The sequence below is a fragment of the Psychrobacter sp. 16-MNA-CIBAN-0192 genome, from assembly GCF_040309565.1.
Classification (GTDB): domain Bacteria; phylum Pseudomonadota; class Gammaproteobacteria; order Pseudomonadales; family Moraxellaceae; genus Psychrobacter.
The window spans coordinates 19,026-35,647 of sequence record NZ_JBEOOX010000018.1 but is presented as its reverse complement, the minus strand read 5'-3'; the positions used below and the strand labels follow the sequence as shown (position 1 = coordinate 35,647).

General features: G+C 41.8%; 14 protein-coding genes, 1 tRNA gene and 1 pseudogene. 4 read left to right on the top strand and 12 right to left on the bottom strand.

All coding sequences use genetic code 11. The annotated features are described in order from the left end of the window. Positions 1–1,890 carry a TnsB C-terminal domain-containing protein gene (locus AAEY78_RS11650; RefSeq protein WP_352339509.1) on the bottom strand — a complete coding sequence of 630 codons (1,890 nt, stop codon included), beginning with the start codon at positions 1,888–1,890 and terminating at the stop codon, positions 1–3. Positions 1,891–1,894: 4 nt separating this feature from the next. Then, positions 1,895–2,563: a TnsA endonuclease N-terminal domain-containing protein gene (locus tag AAEY78_RS11645; RefSeq protein WP_352339508.1), complete on the bottom strand. Its 669-nt coding sequence runs from the start codon at positions 2,561–2,563 to the stop codon at positions 1,895–1,897. 75 nt (positions 2,564–2,638) lie between these two features. On the opposite strand from AAEY78_RS11645, the pseudogene AAEY78_RS11640 reads away from it, so the two are divergent. Continuing rightward, positions 2,639–3,049: pseudogene (locus AAEY78_RS11640) on the top strand (magnesium chelatase subunit ChlI family protein); the annotation flags it as partial. Between the two features lie 21 nt (positions 3,050–3,070). Here AAEY78_RS11640 and AAEY78_RS11635 read toward each other — a convergent pair. The 4 genes from AAEY78_RS11635 to AAEY78_RS11620 all read right to left on the bottom strand — a co-directional run bounded on the left by AAEY78_RS11635 (position 3,071) and on the right by AAEY78_RS11620 (position 5,213). After that, positions 3,071–3,781, bottom strand: coding sequence for a phosphoglycolate phosphatase (locus AAEY78_RS11635; protein ID WP_502943753.1), 711 nt, complete (start codon positions 3,779–3,781; stop codon positions 3,071–3,073). 82 nt (positions 3,782–3,863) lie between these two features. Beyond that, complete coding sequence (locus AAEY78_RS11630; protein ID WP_352339507.1) at positions 3,864–4,361, bottom strand: DUF4385 domain-containing protein; 498 nt, start codon at positions 4,359–4,361, stop codon at positions 3,864–3,866. A gap of 212 nt (positions 4,362–4,573) precedes the next feature. After that, positions 4,574–4,649, bottom strand: a tRNA-Phe gene (locus AAEY78_RS11625). Between the two features lie 141 nt (positions 4,650–4,790). Continuing rightward, the gene (locus AAEY78_RS11620) at positions 4,791–5,213 is read right to left on the bottom strand and encodes a hypothetical protein (RefSeq protein WP_352339506.1); all 423 of its coding nucleotides are present in this window, start codon (positions 5,211–5,213) and stop codon (positions 4,791–4,793) included. A 383-nt stretch (positions 5,214–5,596) separates the two neighbouring features. On the opposite strand from AAEY78_RS11620, the gene hisB reads away from it, so the two are divergent. The 3 genes from hisB (at position 5,597) to AAEY78_RS11605 (ending at position 7,429) form a co-directional block, all read left to right on the top strand. Further along, a complete protein-coding gene (gene hisB / locus AAEY78_RS11615; protein ID WP_352339505.1) occupies positions 5,597–6,274 on the top strand; it encodes an imidazoleglycerol-phosphate dehydratase HisB in 678 nt (225 codons plus the stop codon). Further along, the gene (hisH, locus tag AAEY78_RS11610) at positions 6,275–6,919 is read left to right on the top strand and encodes an imidazole glycerol phosphate synthase subunit HisH (protein WP_352339504.1); all 645 of its coding nucleotides are present in this window, start codon (positions 6,275–6,277) and stop codon (positions 6,917–6,919) included. Positions 6,920–7,060: 141 nt separating this feature from the next. After that, on the top strand, positions 7,061–7,429 hold the full coding sequence (locus AAEY78_RS11605) for a hypothetical protein (protein ID WP_352339503.1): 369 nt from the start codon (positions 7,061–7,063) through the stop codon (positions 7,427–7,429). 94 nt (positions 7,430–7,523) lie between these two features. Here AAEY78_RS11605 and AAEY78_RS11600 read toward each other — a convergent pair whose 3' ends face one another. The 6 genes from AAEY78_RS11600 to AAEY78_RS11575 form a co-directional block, all read right to left on the bottom strand. After that, the gene (locus tag AAEY78_RS11600) at positions 7,524–8,858 is read right to left on the bottom strand and encodes a valine--pyruvate transaminase (protein WP_352339502.1); all 1,335 of its coding nucleotides are present in this window, start codon (positions 8,856–8,858) and stop codon (positions 7,524–7,526) included. 400 nt (positions 8,859–9,258) lie between these two features. Then, positions 9,259–10,503 carry an ATP-binding protein gene (locus AAEY78_RS11595; RefSeq protein ID WP_352339501.1) on the bottom strand — a complete coding sequence of 415 codons (1,245 nt, stop codon included), beginning with the start codon at positions 10,501–10,503 and terminating at the stop codon, positions 9,259–9,261. A 126-nt stretch (positions 10,504–10,629) separates the two neighbouring features. Further along, complete coding sequence (locus AAEY78_RS11590) at positions 10,630–13,242, bottom strand: ABC transporter permease (protein ID WP_502943757.1); 2,613 nt, start codon at positions 13,240–13,242, stop codon at positions 10,630–10,632. Between the two features lie 41 nt (positions 13,243–13,283). Next, positions 13,284–14,012 (bottom strand): ABC transporter ATP-binding protein, encoded by a 729-nt coding sequence (locus AAEY78_RS11585; RefSeq protein WP_502943752.1) that lies wholly within the window; start codon positions 14,010–14,012, stop codon positions 13,284–13,286. Between the two features lie 33 nt (positions 14,013–14,045). Beyond that, positions 14,046–14,897 carry an arylesterase gene (locus AAEY78_RS11580; RefSeq protein ID WP_352339499.1) on the bottom strand — a complete coding sequence of 284 codons (852 nt, stop codon included), beginning with the start codon at positions 14,895–14,897 and terminating at the stop codon, positions 14,046–14,048. A 159-nt stretch (positions 14,898–15,056) separates the two neighbouring features. Further along, on the bottom strand, positions 15,057–16,310 hold the full coding sequence (locus tag AAEY78_RS11575; protein WP_352339498.1) for an MFS transporter: 1,254 nt from the start codon (positions 16,308–16,310) through the stop codon (positions 15,057–15,059). Positions 16,311–16,622: the final 312 nt, after the last annotated feature.

Below are 16,622 nucleotides of genomic sequence, written 5' to 3'. Positions count from 1 at the left end.
TTATTCCTCTACGTCATCAAACGGTTGAATGTCGAAATCTATGTCATCGGCTTCGACTAAGTAAGACTCTTCAATAATCTTTGTTCTCTCAGCTATCTGAGGAATAGATTCTCTTGCTCTGACAGACTCCTTTTGCTTCAAGCGTCTCGTTTTTTTAGTTTCCTTTGATGCGTTCTCAACTATTCTTGCCATTTTTATTCTAGCTTCGAAAATATCATCTTCATTAAATTGCTTTAATGAATCAGCATCTGCCAGTTTTCTCTTAATCTCTTTTAGTTCCCATAAGGATATGGCTGGTCTACTAGAATTTCTGTAAGGTACAGTGATATAAGCATTCATATCTGGATCATAGAAAAATACTGAGCTTAGGTCTCTTGGATCGTATTTAATAGTGAACTTCTTTGAGTTTTTACGTGTCTTGTCGGGTTGACGTATCCATTTTCTTAAAAGGTCATGGTAGTAAAGAACACCGAATAGCTGTATGCCGTATTTTTGAACACTCCTTTCCTCATGAGGCAAAAAATCAATTTTAAGTTGTAATTCGTTTTCTATCTTAGGAGGTAAGCCTCTACCTAAAGTAGTATCGTTACCTAAAATGCCTTCCTTATATTTTTCAAAAGGTGTCATCCCAAGTTCAGAATGGTCAGTATGGTGATAAACATTCACTACAAGTTCAGTAAACCAAGTTTCAAGCTCAAATAGCGTTAAGACTGCTTTTTTCTCAGAATCATATTCTCCTTTGTCTACGATGTTTGATTTTGTGGTTCCTGGTAAAGTATGTATACCTGTATCGTTAAACGTTTTGAAGAGTCTTTCAATATGACCACCGTATCTTGGTGTTCCTACTGGTCTTTTAGTTAGATTGATGTGGTATTTCTCACAAGCTCTTTTTAAAGCCTTAGCGTGAAACTCTTTGCCGTTATCAGTGTGGATAGTGTCTATGAGACCATATACAGGCCATTGAGCATCTATTTTGTGATCAGCTAGCCACTTCTTCTTATCCAAGACAGAATGAGTAATACAACAGCCTGTCAGCAAGATATTTGGCTTCTCTAATGAAATATAGAATCCAGTTACCATTCTACTAAAAACATCAATTGCTAATGTAATCGTTGGCCTACCTATAGCGAGACGATTGACATCATCAACAATTATGAGATCAAGAGGGGTATGGTCAATTTGTACAATTTCTAGTGGCTTTATTACTTCTGGAAATTTGCCTATAACAGGACGGTAAGACTCTTTGCCATTTTTACCAAGTCTCGTAGATCCTATTTCAGCAGCTGTAAGCTGAGATATTCTATATCTTAAAGTATTAATATGTGGAGTAACTAATGAAGTGCCGTTCAATTTATTGTACTGATAAATTTGAATTTCTAGATTTCTAAAAACGTCTGAAACCTTTAATTTATCTGTCGATAAATATTGAGTTATGCAGGACTGTATAATCTTCTCAACTTCAGGTTCAAAACGTCCTTTATCCACGCGCTTTTTTCTTAATAAGCTTGTAGGATCACCATTGCTTGCTTTGTACTTCTGCAATTGCCTATATAAAGTGGGTTCAGATATTTCTAGTTCCTCAGCAGACTTTTTGATCTCGTCACGTCTATCCTCATAATCTGATTGAAGGATAGTATTGAACAGACCAGCCTTATTATGTATTTCAACCCATTCATCGTCTGGAATATTCATCAGCTCAATAGATGGTATTACATCCAACCTACCTTCATCAATAGGGCTTGAAGACAGCTCAGAAATATGAAACTTATCAGTTTTACCAGTAAAGCTACTACGAACACAAACATGCTCCATGTCTAAAATAGCTGTTATTCTATAGCGAGAATTACCATTGAACACTTCCTCGCCTATATTTAATTTGACTGCTTGCATTTGGCTACATCCATATAGGTAATTTCATTGTCAAAGGACGAGTTAGGTCAGCCTTTATTATCTGATTAGACAAGGCGTACCATAAAGTATTTAAGAATTCAGCACGAGTTTCCAAGTTACTAGAACAAATTCTGATAACGTCTTCAGGAGTTGTTTCATGAAACCTTGAAATAACTTTTTTAAGCATCTCAAGTTGATATTGCTCAAAACTTCTATGTCTATAAGGAAGGAGGAAGGTGGCGTTCTTTAAAAGGGGTGTTCTAATCTCTTTTTCTGACCAAATCTTAAACCGTGTATTCTCTTCGTCAGCCAATTCTTTGATAGCCGCTTTGAACTTAGGTTTCAATATATCCCAATCTTTCTTGATATCTTCTCTAAACTTAACCTCAATATAAAGCTTCTTTCCATTGCTATGCTCGACGAAAATGTCGGGTGTATACTTTCTATTTTTTTTATCATGAAAGTAATTAAAGCTTCTTGGCTGAGATAGGTAGCTTGCTATAGACGGATTGAATTCAATTAGTATTAAAGCGTCACGTTCTAGACTTGATTCAAACCCAGAATACAGTCCATCGTTACTACCATGAATAAATCCTGTCAGAGTTCTATGATTTCGAGGGATGATTCGTGCTGGAGAATTATCGTTTAATATTGTACTTTTAGTAATCGTCATCAAATTATCATCTATTTTTGTTTAACTTTACCTGCTATCTCCTTCATATTATCAATTAAAATTGTAGTTGTCAGCCGCTGTCGTCCGGAGCAAATCAAACGCTATCAGGATAAGCTATCGGGACCATTACTTGATCGCATTGACCTACACATTACCGTACCCGCGTTACCGATTGCTGATTTGCAGAATAGCACGGCTGGAGAAAGCTCAGAACAAGTACGCCTACGGGTCGATGCTGCCCATAAACGCCAATTAGAACGCCAACAGAAAGTAAATAATGAGCTTAGCCCAAGCGAGCTTGATACATATATTCAGTTGGGCGAAGGTGAAAAACAACTCTTGCAGTTAGCACAACAGCGCCTAAATTTATCAGCGCGTGGCTATCATCGCGTGTTACGGGTGGCGCGTACGATAGCCGACTTGGCGGACAACGAGCATATTAATAGTGCTCATGTGTCGGAGGCGTTAAGCTACCGTAGTAAATAATAGTGATATGAAAAATGGCACTTAGTTTATGGTGTCAGTCTTCTCTTTAAATAACCACGTTAATAATTCAGCAAAGCTATCAAATACCTGATTTGGCTGACTGTCGCGAATATCTTTACCATAGTTATAACCGTAAGATAAGCCAACCGTCTCTATTCCAGCGTTTTTACCGGCTAAGATATCATTGATAGAATCGCCAATCATTAATGCAGAGTTAGGCTCAACATTAAGGGTGTCACAGACATGCAGTAATGGCGCGGCATCGGGTTTTTTCTGCGGTAAACTGTCACCGCCCAATACTATGTCGAACAATGAAGACCAGCCCATTCCTGCTAAAATATGCGGCACAAAGCGTATGGGTTTATTGGTCACCAAGGCTAAGGTAAATCCCGCGTCTTTTAACTGCTTTAAGCCTGAGTCAACGTCCGGGTAGGCAACCGTTTTACTGGTGTCATGCGCGCCATAAGCGTCAAAGAATAGTTGCTCAGCTGCTTCCACATCGGCTAATGCTAAATTGTCGTTAACCTCAACGCTGCCCGATAAAGCCCGCTCGACTAATTTTCTTGCACCATTACCCACCCATTTTTCAATTGTTTGCAGCGGATACGTAGGCATATCCAGTTGGCTTAGCATAATATTAGTAGCGTCTGCCAAGTCAGGAACACTGTCAATCAGCGTGCCATCAAAGTCGAAAATTAACAGTTGCTTATCGATTGCTTGATTAGTCATCATTTACGCTCATTTTTCGGATTAGTCATTATTGTTTACTAGCATTCTTGCTATTATTTGCTAGACTTTTTTAGCTATCTTAACGTTATTTATCTTGATAACGCTTGCGGTGTGCGTCTTTCAGCTTAATATAATCGGGGTTTTCTCGGCACATATCCCATTTTTGTTTAAAGATGCGCGCGGATTCTGCTTTGATAGGGTCTTCCTCTTGACGTGGTAACTCCTCGCGTCCATGCGCACCACTTTGCCCCTTTTTATCGTCCGGAACCGCCCCTTTGTACTTTTTGCCGCCTTTATGATTGGCATAACGGCGGGCACGGGTAAATCCCATTTGAATGAACTTACGCGCCATATCCGCACCAACGAAATCATCAGCGGCTAGATAATCTAAAAACATCTGATAAATGGTCTCGCTGCTCTCAAGGGCAATATCTGGGGTAGCAAAGCGCCAATGCGGAAGTATTTCAGACTTATATGGCTCAACCAAGAGCACGCCTTGCTCACCGCGTCCTACCCGATACAATTCAGGATGAGCACGCAGGTCTAGATTTTTATAATCCAAATCGTAATCGAACTCTTTCATTATCTTACCTATCGGCTGTCCATAGATAGCCTTAGTATAAAGAGCCTACACTATTTAAATGTAGCACAGATATGTTATAAATCAGTGAAAGTAGTCATTAGAAAGTGAGGATTAATAGAAGCTAGCCATTACTGCAGGCATAAAAAAAGCCCCAAACACGAAGGTCTGGGGCTTTTTTTATGCTTATTTAAAAGCAAAATAAGAGTAACGAATGGTGGCTCGAGGCAGGTTCGAACTGCCGACACACGGATTTTCAATCCGTTGCTCTACCGACTGAGCTATCGAGCCATGTCGTTGAGGCGCTATTAAACTAAATATCCGCGTTGCTGTCAAGATGTTTTGGCATTATTTATTAAAATAAATCAAAAAAAGCCTATGAAGCCACATTTTTACCCTGATATGTTTGAATTAAAGGGTATTGCTCATAGATTACGCTTTAACTTGTAGCAGCCCATAATCCGTCATGATACGATGAATGTCACTATCAACCGGTGCAAATTGACGTACGCCTTTTCTGACTTCGATATCATAAACTTGCTTGATAAACTTGGCTTCAATACCGCGATTGCGATTCTCTGGGTGTACGGTTAAATATTGCAGGCGCTTGGTATCGGTTTGATCATCATCAAAACAGGCAACCGCAGCGATAGGCTTATCATTAAACATACCAACATATAGCCACTGTCCACGTTTAAACCCTTGCGCAATGATTTGTAATACTTCTGTCCCATCCGGCTGACTATTATCAGCATCATACAAGGCTTGCAGACGCTCAGCTAATTCATGCTCGCGGGTAGGCTTTTGAATGAGTGGCGCATCTAAATTATTGATAGCAATGGCTTCTAGTGGCATAGTCAGTTCCTATAAAATGGTCTGTAACAGCGTATCATCAGCATAAACCAATGATTGATAAAACTGAATATGCTATTTTAGCAGAATAGCGCCAATTTGCGTATGGTTTGCATCTTGGTCATGGCAGTCCTGCAGCGGGTTTGCTATGATAAGGATAACTCATATTTAGTCTGCCTTTATCCTACCGTTTTACGCTAGGAGAAGGTGGGCTGTAGCTCGTTGATAATCGATATTTAATTACTATTAATTCTTATTAACTTTATTTCTTACTCACTAATTTATATTACTACTTATTAATGTTTTATGGTTCTCGCATGGAGAACACGATGGGCTGATTGACAGCCCTATTTAATGGATTGCTTTTATACTTATATAGGATAGCTATGACCGCCAATACTACTGGACAATCTTCAGATCAAAGTCAAAACCAAGCAACCTTGACCTCATCAAATAATAATCTACATGGTCGTCCTGCACGCGTTGCAACAGTAACGCGCAATACGGCAGAAACCCAAGTGACTTGTACGGTCAATCTAGATGGCACGGGTCAGGGCACTGTCGATACTGGCGTACCATTTTTAGATCATATGATTGACCAAATTAAGCGTCATGGTTTGTTTGATTTAGAAATAAAATGCACGGGCGATACTTTTATTGATGATCACCATAGTGTGGAAGATACGGGCATTACTTTGGGTCAAGCATTTAACAAAGCGCTCGGTGATAAAAAGGGCATCCGTCGTTATGGGCATTTTTATGCGCCACTCGATGAGTCATTAACGCGTGCGGTGGTCGATTTATCCGGTCGTCCAGGCTTACATATGGAGATTCCATTTACCCGTTCGCATGTGGGCACCTTTGATGTGGATTTATTCAGTGAGTTTTTCTACGGTTTTGTGAATCATTCGTGGATGACGGTGCATTTGGACAATTTAAAAGGCAAAAATAGCCATCATCAAATCGAATCGACTTTTAAAGCCTTTGCCCGCGCCCTACGTATGGCTTGCGAATATGATGAGCGTGCGCTAAATACTTTGCCATCGACCAAAGAGGCGTTTTAGATGAGTCGTGCTACAAAAATTGCATTATTAGATTATGGCATGGGTAACTTGCACTCAGCCAGCAAAGCGCTGTCAGCCGTTGGCGCAGAAGTGTCTATTACTAATGACCCCAAAGTCGTGGCAGCAGCGGATAAGATTTTTTTTCCCGGGGTTGGGGCAATGCGTGACTGTATCGCTGGCATGCAGGAATCTGGCATTGATGAGGTCATTCGTCATGCCATCTTTAATAAGCCAGTGATGGCAATCTGTGTCGGTATGCAGGCGTTATTTGAGCGATCTGCTGAAAATGGCGGTACGCCATGTCTCGGCGTTTTAGAAGGCTCAGTACCCGCCTTTAATCCGACGTGGACAGATGAGCAAGATGCTACGATTAAAGTGCCGCATATGGGCTGGAATACCATTAGTGAGATGGATTTTAGCCATCCACTATGGCAAGGTATTGAGGACAATGCGCACTTTTATTTTGTGCACAGCTACTACTGTGAGCCAGTTGATAAGGCGCAAATCGCTGCCGTTTGTGATTATGGTCAGCCGTTTTGTGCCAGTATTTTGCAAGATAATCTCTTTGCCACCCAGTTTCACCCTGAAAAAAGCCATACCGCAGGTTTGCAGTTGTTAAAGAATTTTGTAGATTGGAAGATTTAGATAAGAGAATTGAGATAAGCAAGTTAGCAACACGGTTTAATATAATGAATTAAAAAATGGGGTGGGTTTGCGTTAGCAGGGCTCACCCTTTTTATTCTTAATGCTAACATTATCATGCACTTTTATATTTGGAAAAAATCAGTGGATTTTCAAAATTTTAAACTAGGCATTATGGCTGTTACTGGACTTGAAAAAGATGCCCTACATATTTATTTTGGCATCAGTATTTATTTGTTCAGTTTATTTTTATTTCGCCCTATTTTCAGAAAGTACAGTATCCGCGCCTTTATAGCATTAATAATGGTGACTGGCTTTGCTTTGTTGGGCGAGTATCTGGACAATCGCTCTACCATTAGCGAGCTGGGCGTGTTGGGGATCAGTAGCACCCAGCGCGGCAACAGTATTCACGATTTGCTTAATACCTGTTTTTGGCCGTATGTACTCTACGCATTAACTAAGTGGACGAATATTTTTCAGCCCGTGACTAAGCCGACAGGATTGCTAAAGTAAACCGTTAAAGTAAGCAATGAAAATAAGCTGCTGAAGTCAGTTATAATCCGCTTCACTCGTTATTAGCAATGAAGTGGATTCAGCCATCAATCAGTTATTTTCCATCATAAATCGCGCGTACCACTTCTCCAATCACCTTAATGCCATCAATCAATGTTTGTTCATCAGCGGCAATGCTCATACGAATACATTCATGTGCATGCGGATACTGGGTCACATCGACACCGGGGAAGAAATGTTGGCTTGGCACAATCAGCGTACCTTTTTTCTTTAAAACTTCATACAGCTCGTCGGTGGTAATCGGTAAATCTTTAAACCATAGCCACAAGAAAATAGCACCTTCAGGCTTATGAATCATCATTGGGTAATCACCCATTGCCTCTTTTAGTAGACGTACCGCTAAAGTGGCTTGCTGCTGATAAAACGGCTTAATCTCATTGTCAGATAACTGCTTGATACGGTCGTCTTGTAGCAATGGCGTGGCAATGGCGGCACCAAAGCGAGTAGGGGATAAGTTGACCACCGCATTTAGCGCACTCACAGCGGCAATCACTTCAGGCGCTGCAACGATGATACCCGTACGCACACCAGGTAAGCCGATTTTGGACAAGCTAAAGCACAAAATCGTATTGTCATCCCACGTTAAGTGCGCGTCGGAGTAGATGATATTGGGGAACGGCATGCCATAAGCGTTATCAATAATCAGTGGCACATCATAGCGCTTGGCGATATCGCTCAACCGGCTCATTTCTTCATCGGTCAGCACGTTGCCAGTAGGATTTGTCGGGCGTGAGCAGCAAATTGCGCCAATACGCCCTTCAATCAGCGCAGGCAGATTTTCTAACGCTTCAAAGTCCACGCGATATTTAAAAAATCCTTCTTCACCATCGTGGGTAACCGTATCAATATGCGGCAAGACGGCAGCAAAATGCTGACCTTCGACATGCACATCGCTATAGCCAATATATTCAGGTGCTAAGGGCAACAAAATAGACTTGTCTACGGTTTGGCTATCGTTATTGGCACTCGCATCGTTAAATGCGCCACCGAACAGATTAAATAAATAGAAAAAGGCGTTTTGTGAGCCATTGGTCAAGGCGATATTATCAGCGCTTAAGTTCCAATCATAATGACGGTTAAAAAAACCAACTAACGCGTCAATAAAAGCGGCATCGCCTTGCGGATTAGAGTAGTTACCGATGCTGGTTAGGGCGGTACTATTCAGCTCATTGGTGTTATTAGCGTCATCGTTACCTAATGCTCGATACGTCTCTAGAAAAACCTCATTGACGGCATCAATACGAGCAGGATTGCCACCGCCCAGCATATTAATCGGCTGATCACTTTTTAGTGCATCGCCTAGATCATCCATCAGCTGCGAGATGCCAGTTGGCTGCGTAAATTTTTGCCCAAATTTTGAGAAATTCATAGCGTTACCGTGAGGTTAGTTGTTTGATAAAGTGGCGCTATTATAGCAAATGAGGGATGTCTTGAATGAAAAAACGCTCTCTAAATAAATAGCTGGCGTTTTTGTTTGAGGGGCTTGGAGCTAATCCTGCTTTACAATTGTAGTTGGCAGTCTGCGGCGCACAGCACCTAGGCACGTTGCCTCGACACTACTCATGTGCAAGGTGCTGTAAGCACCTCAGCCCACTAAGCTACCGCTTCAATAATAGCTAAAAAGCCTCGTCGTGGCAAAGTTTATTGTCACGAAAGTTATACCTCGATTTTGAATAGGTAGATAAAGTAGTCTGTACATCTAAACAGGCTCTATAAATTAATAATTGTTTGTACGATCATCCTAAATTTACCAAATTAATTTTTGCTAGCTATCTTTGTAATTTTCTTTGTGAAACTCCACTAGAGTCTTCTTTTTTACTCAGCATTAACTTTATACACATAATATAACGAGCATCTCGAACAGAGTAGTTATTATTTTTAGAGTTTCTATTCAATAGTGGCTTTTCACCTCTAGAAAGGGTAGCTAATATAGCTCCAATACCCATATTTGTATTGGCTATAGTCTCGGGAAATTCTTCACGAATTAGCCTTTCAACATCATTTGAGTCAAACTGATGTTGCATTATCTTAGCTATACAGAAGATAACTTGGTTTCTCCTCGCTACAGTAGTTTCCCGGCTATTCAGATGTTCTTCAATAACCTGATAAGTTTGTCTAAAACTCTCAATTAACCAGTTAAAATCGGTATTTTCAATTAACTTTGTTTCATAAATTCCATCATTATCTTGAATTGCATACGCTAAATGTTCACCATATTCATGTACTCTTTGAGCTATACCCAGTGTCACACTGTATATATGAGTGGTTAGTTTCATTAAGTCTGGTCCCAATATATCAATCTCTAAGAGCTCAAACCCTTTCTTAATTAGGTGATAAACTTGCTGAAAATCAAGGCTTTCAACTTTTCTAGCTTCTGTAATTCGATTGGCAACGGACTCAAGATTTTTAGTTGCTCTATAATAATGTAGTACGTCATTAGGAACGCCAACTATCAATAAATTAACATTGTTTTCTGAATAAGCGCTATCATCTAAAAGAATAATAATATTGGCTAACTCATCCATTAGCTCTGCTGAATCAAAGATAGATTCTAGGTTATCTAACACAATAATTTTTTTCTGAGAGTGAAGAGAGTTGAAGTGCTTAAACGCTCGAAGTAAAGGCTCTTCCTGAGATAGTTCATATTTAGCTGAGTGGTTCAACGCTCCTTTTGCGAAAACGGCATTAACTTCAGCTTTCTTATCTTCATCGTAACCCAGCTTCTGAGCAGTTCCAGGGGGGATAATAGACTCATAAATAACTTCAGTTATGGAGTTTCTTCTAGAGGCATTTGCACAATTGACAACTACATAAGGAATATTGTTTTCATCTAGAACCTTTTTATATAACCAAGATTTTCCATTACCACTCTCACCAAAAACTAATGTGTGAGTATTTCTTTTTACAGACCTTAATAGAGATTTCTCAAGTTCTGGCCTATGAATGTACATATTCAAATTTACATTACTATTACGTGGTGTGAATACGTCAGTCACTTCCAACTTAGTTGTCATATATCATATCCCTACAATTATTTTGAGTGAAATTTATAATAAGTTTGACAAATATGAGAAATATATTTTTGATAGACAATAACAAAATATTTTATTATTTCTTTTACAGTAATATTAGCTGAATCCTCAAATCATCGCCCGTACCCGTTCCATAATGCCGCGCCCAATCACCAAGCGCACATAAACAATGGCAATCGCCAACAGTAAGCCAACTAACGCCGCGCCACCAATCAGCAAATTAAACCACGGCATACTAAATTGTAAATCAAACCAATACGTAATGGCGACCCATGCGCCAACACTCGCCACCACTACGGCAAACCCTGCTGCGCTGATGCCTAATAGCCCAAGCTCTAGCATATTGAGCACGTATAAATCACGCTTTTGCATACCCAATAATCGGAACGACGCACTTTCCTGCATCCGGTCTTGCGAGGTGGATAATAGCGAGCTGATTAACACCATGATGCCGGTCAATAATGCCAATAACGTAAAGATATAAACCAAGCGGCTCATTTGGCTGACTAAATCTTGTACTTGCTTGGCAATGACGTTGCCATCAATGGTCGTGACCGCAGGAAAGCGCCGTACCAAATTACCTTGAAGCTGTGGAATGTTTTCAGCTGGCACGTGGGCAGTGGCAAATTGTATTTGCGGCGCAGCGGATAACACCGACGGCTCAAATAGAAAGTAAAAGTACGGACTAGGACCTTTCTCAAAACGCGAGCGGATACTGGTAATTTGCCCGACAATCTCAATACCTTGAATATTAAAACGCACCTGATCGCCCATGCCCACATTGAGCATACCTGCGGCAGTATCTAATATCGACATTGGCGCAATTTTTTGATTGGATGGTAAGTTTTGTTGATTCTGGGAAGGTTGATTGGTAATAGGCGCATACAGTTTATTTTTTTGCACGGCATCAGTAATGAATTCTGTCTCCATCACCTTATCCGCATAACTTAAATTAAAAACGCGAGTTGGGTCATCAAAGCCTTCAGCCGGTTGGATATCCTTTGCAGCGACATCGTTTGCGGTCACAACACGCGCGCGAATCACTGGATAGTAGCTGACAGGCGCACCAATGATGGTATCAATCGCCTCATGCTGATCACTTTGGATATCGAGCAGGAATATATTGGGCGCATCTTCAGGATACGCATTAATAAATTGCTCATTAATACTGTGATTGATAATGCTGATAAGGGTCAGGACAGCAACCGATAGCGACAAGGTGACAAAAAACAGCGCGGACTGATTGCCTTTACGCGCTAGATTGTGAATAGCGATACGTTGCATCCAACCTATTTTTGTATAAGTGGCAACGCGTGCCAGCAACCAAAGCCAACCACGTGCCAGTGCCCAAAATAGGGCGATAAATATCACTAAGCCGATTAATAATTGCGCTGCTAGTTTCCATGAGCCCACCTCATAGGTAAAGAAGCCATATAACCCTGTAAAGACCAGCACATACCATAGTCCATACCTTAGTAACGGCAAGCGCTGATACCAAGATTGCCCTTGAGATTGTTGGCTGCTGCCTTGATTGAGTAAGGTTGCAGGCTTGGTCGTACTGAGTGGGCTGAGTCCACGTTGGGTGATTAATAACGTCAATACTAATGCCAGTACCGTGGTTTTAATAATGCTTAACGGCTCGATAGCAAGACCAATATCCGCAGGCAAGATAGCGGTCAGATAAGGCTGGCTTAGCTTTAAAAAACCAATACTGAGCACGGTTGCAGCAATGCAGGCAAGGATAGCAGTGCTGATAAATAAGCGATAATAACTGCCTTTAATCGCCCCAAGCGGTTCGCCTAATGCCATACGAATGGCATTGCTGGCTTGTTGTCTGGTGACAAAAGCAGTAATCACCCCATACATGGCGACTGCCGATAATAGTAAGACAGCAATGACCAACAGCTTTAAAAACATCAACACATTATCAGAGATACGTGACACGGCGGTATCTGCGGTTTCAGCATCGGAGAGTTCAATATCGGGATAATTGGTTAAAATTTTGATCAACTGCTCGCGCTGGCTTGCTATCACCTCCGGCGTACCCGCCAGCTCAATACGATAGTTAACCCGACTACGCTGACCGACAAGGTTAGTGGCATCCAGTGCATCTTGGGTCATGAGTATACGACCACCAAAGCCAAAAGCGGTTAATGGACGATCGGGTTCTTTTGTGAGCACATCGGCAATGGTAAATTGTCCCTCACCAATACTGATACGTTCGCCCACTTTAGCCTCTAAGCCGTTGAGCACTTCAGGCGCAACCACTACACTATCTTTGGTTAATTGTTGCCATAAAGGTTTACCAGATGCGAGTTCCGCTTCGCCATATAACGGATAAGCAGGAGACACGCCTTTGACTTGTGCCAGTAGCGTTTGCTTTGCCGTCACCACCATTGCGCTAAATTGATAATCGTATACCGTTTGCGTGTTTTTTAGCGTTTGTACTTGCTGTAAAACATCCGCTGGCCAGTCTTGCTTGCTGTTCAATATTAAGTCGCCACCAACCAGCGCCCGCTGATTGTCCTCGATATAGCTATCGACCGATTGTTGTATCGAATCAAGGGTCAGATAAGTAGCAAGCGATAACGTTAGGGTCAATAAGAATAATATGGGATATACCCAGCGTCGCCACCACGCGCGGCTTAGTGACTGCGTGCCAAGCGTGCCTCCTAATAGCTGGCGAAGCATACCACCAGCATACTCGGTTTCTTGAGCCATGTTCTTAGCCGTGTCATTATCATTATTGTGCTGTGGATGCTTCATGATGTCACAACCCGACCGTCGTGCATGGTAATCACTCGGTCTGCCATATCGGCAAGGGCAGGGTCATGGGTTACGACCACCAAAGCAGAGCCCACTTGTTGTCTTAAATCTAATAATAACTGCATGACTTGTGCGGCATTTTGCTCGTCTAAATTACCTGTCGGCTCATCGGCAAACACAATCTTGGGCTGCGATACCAATGCCCGTGCTACAGCAGTGCGTTGCTGCTCACCGCCTGATAATTGATTGGGTAAACTGTTGCGCCGATGCCCAAGCCCAACGGCATCAATTAATTCATCCACCCGTGCTTTATTCGGACGTCGGGCAATATCAAGTGGGAATGCAATATTTTCAGCAACGGTCAAGGTAGGTAATAAATGAAAAGATTGAAACACAAAGCCCATATCGCGCTGCCGAATGACCGCCAGTGCATCTTCATCAAGATTGCTCAATACTTGACCAGACAATTCAACTGACCCACTATCAGGATAATCTAGCGCCGCTAATAACCCTAGCAAGGTAGATTTACCGGAGCCTGACTTACCCATAATAACCACGAACTCGCCTGCATTGACGTGAATGTTAACGTCTTTAATAATAGATAGCGTCTGCTCACCGACGTGCACAGTTTTGGTTAATTGCGTGCCCATAAGTAAGACGTTAGGCAGCGCATCAGGTAGCGCGTTTTGTTTCAGGTTTGCAGGCGTGTCTGTTAATGAAGTCATTGTGGGCTCTTATTTGCTGGGATTTATGTTTTTTTATTTCTGACTCTGACTCTGTGCTGGTGTGTTGTTACTCGTATTGTCAGCACGTAATTTTTCGAGCGTTTTTTCAAGCTCAGGTTTTAATATCGGCAGGATATTATCATTCACCACAATGGTATAACCTTCAGCGGTTGGGTGAATGGCATCCGCTTGGTTTAGCTTCGGGTCTCCGCCCACGCCTGCTAAAAAGAAGGGAATAAGCGGCACATTCATATCTTTGGCAATACGAGGATACATCGTGGCAAACGCTTGCACATACTCAGAACCAAGATTGTCATAAATCTGCATACCGCCTAAAATGACGGTACTGCCATTATCTTGTAGTTGCTTAACGGCTTTACGAATATTGGCGTCAACCGTCCCCACCTCAATACCGCGAATGGCATCATTTGCGCCGATGGTTAATATGGTGATATTAGGTTTGGTTTGTGCTACCCAATCCAAGCGATTAACTAATCCGGTACTGGTTTCACCGCTTAAACCTGAGTTAATGACTTTGACGTTTTTATAACCAAGATTTTGTAAGCTCGCTTCTAACTGGGCAGGATAATTGGCATCATTTGCCACGCCCAAGCCTTCGGTTAAGGAATCGCCTAATGCTAATATCGTTAGTGATTGCTCATTAGCTTGTTGCCCGTTTTGTGTAGAGGTGTTGGTTGTGGTCGCATTTTGTGTTTGCGAAGACGTAACAGAGTCATCAGGGGTGGTCACAGACTCTGATTTTTTTTGACAGCCGCTAAAGGTTATTAATATTGTTAACATAGCAACGCCCAAAGACAATGAGCGATATGGATATGCTGACGGCTGTTTGTTTAATGCTAAAAATACCTTTTTTATATTTTTCATAGTCTGTCTCATCACCCTGTTATCCCAATATCATCCGTTTAGTGTAGCAAATAAAAAGGCAGGTTCTGTATTCAACAGTGTCTAATTGTGAATACTTAACCTGCCTATTTTTTGAATAACCATTTTATTAAAGATTTTAATGAATGATTATTATCATTCTTAAGCTTTTTTACCATCAACCATAATGGGACGACTGACAAGCCACGCAATACCGACGTTAATAATCATAAAAATGAGCATTAAAAATAAAGGTAAATCCCAGTTATCGGTCGCCTCATGTAGCCAACCGGTACCCAGTGGACCAAAAAAGGCGATGATATAGCCTACAAATTGCGCCATACCGGACAACTCGCTCGCCTGATTGGTAGTATAAGTGCGCATCGAAAACAGCATCATACTTAACGTAAAAATAGCCGAACAACCTGCCCCCATCAACCCTGCCCATAGCCATGCTAAGTCAGTAGACAGATAGCTGAGACCAACTATCCCAATCACGTTTAAAATTGCGGCAAACACGGCAAGCGCTTGGATAGGGCGACCACGATTAATCAGCCAGGTTAGACTTAAAATCGCGACTGGTGCCATAAACTGGAATACCGAACCCATCTGTCCTGCACTGACGGCGCTCATACCTTTGCTGACTAAGATAGACGGTAAAAAACTAGCAACCGTATAATAAAGTAAGGATTGTAGACCCAAAAATATCCCTATTTGCCAGCCTAAACCGGTACGCCACATGGAGATATCGGACGTGCCCGTGGGCAGGACGGCTTGGCTATCCGCAGAAGAACCCAAGCGCATGCGCAAAAACACCCAAATAGCAACGGCTAAAAATCCTAAAATTGACCAGCCACCAAGCGACCATTGCCAGCCCACCTTTTCAGAGAGCGGTAGCACCACGCCTGCCACTATTCCCGCCGTCACCGTCATGGTCAAACTAAACAGACCAGTGACTAGTGGAATATTCTTAGGTGTGCGCATTTTAATGACCGGTGCCGCCAGTGTATTGGCAAAACCAATGGCGAGGGTCAGGATAATAGTACCGGTTAAAAACCCCGTCCATGTCGGTATGACGGCACGGATAATCATACCCATCGTCAGCAGCACAATCATCACAATCAAAGTATTTTCAATACCAAAACGCTTACCAATGCTTGGTGAGATAAGCGCGCCCACGGCAAAGGTCAGCATGGGTATGGCACCCAACCAACCGATTTGGGTTTGCGTAATATTGAGCGCATCTTGTACCACCGGCGCAATAGAACCCAGCGCCACAATGGGCGCGCGCATATTAGTGCCCAGCAGAACCATGGCACAAAGTACCAACCAAAAAGTGAATTTGCAAGAAGGGGGGTTAATCAATTTACGTTTATTCGAGCGTGGCTCAGATTGCAACTTAGAGGGGGTAGACATAGCAGCACGACTATTAAAATAAGAAAAAGGACACGTCATTAAAAAGTACCGGTTGCCCGCCACTTATAAAATAACACCAAAAAAAATCCACTAAAAAGGTAACTGACAGTAAAGCCAGCAAGAGAAAAGGTTTTGCAGAATGCAAGTATGATAGGGTGATTACGGGGTAATTATTGTGAGTTAACTGCTGGTAAGTTGCCATATATCAGCAAAAAATACGGGATAATCTATTACTTAAAATATTATTAATTAGCATAACAATAGAGAGGCACAGCATCCTAACAAAGGACACGCAAAACGCTATAAAAATAG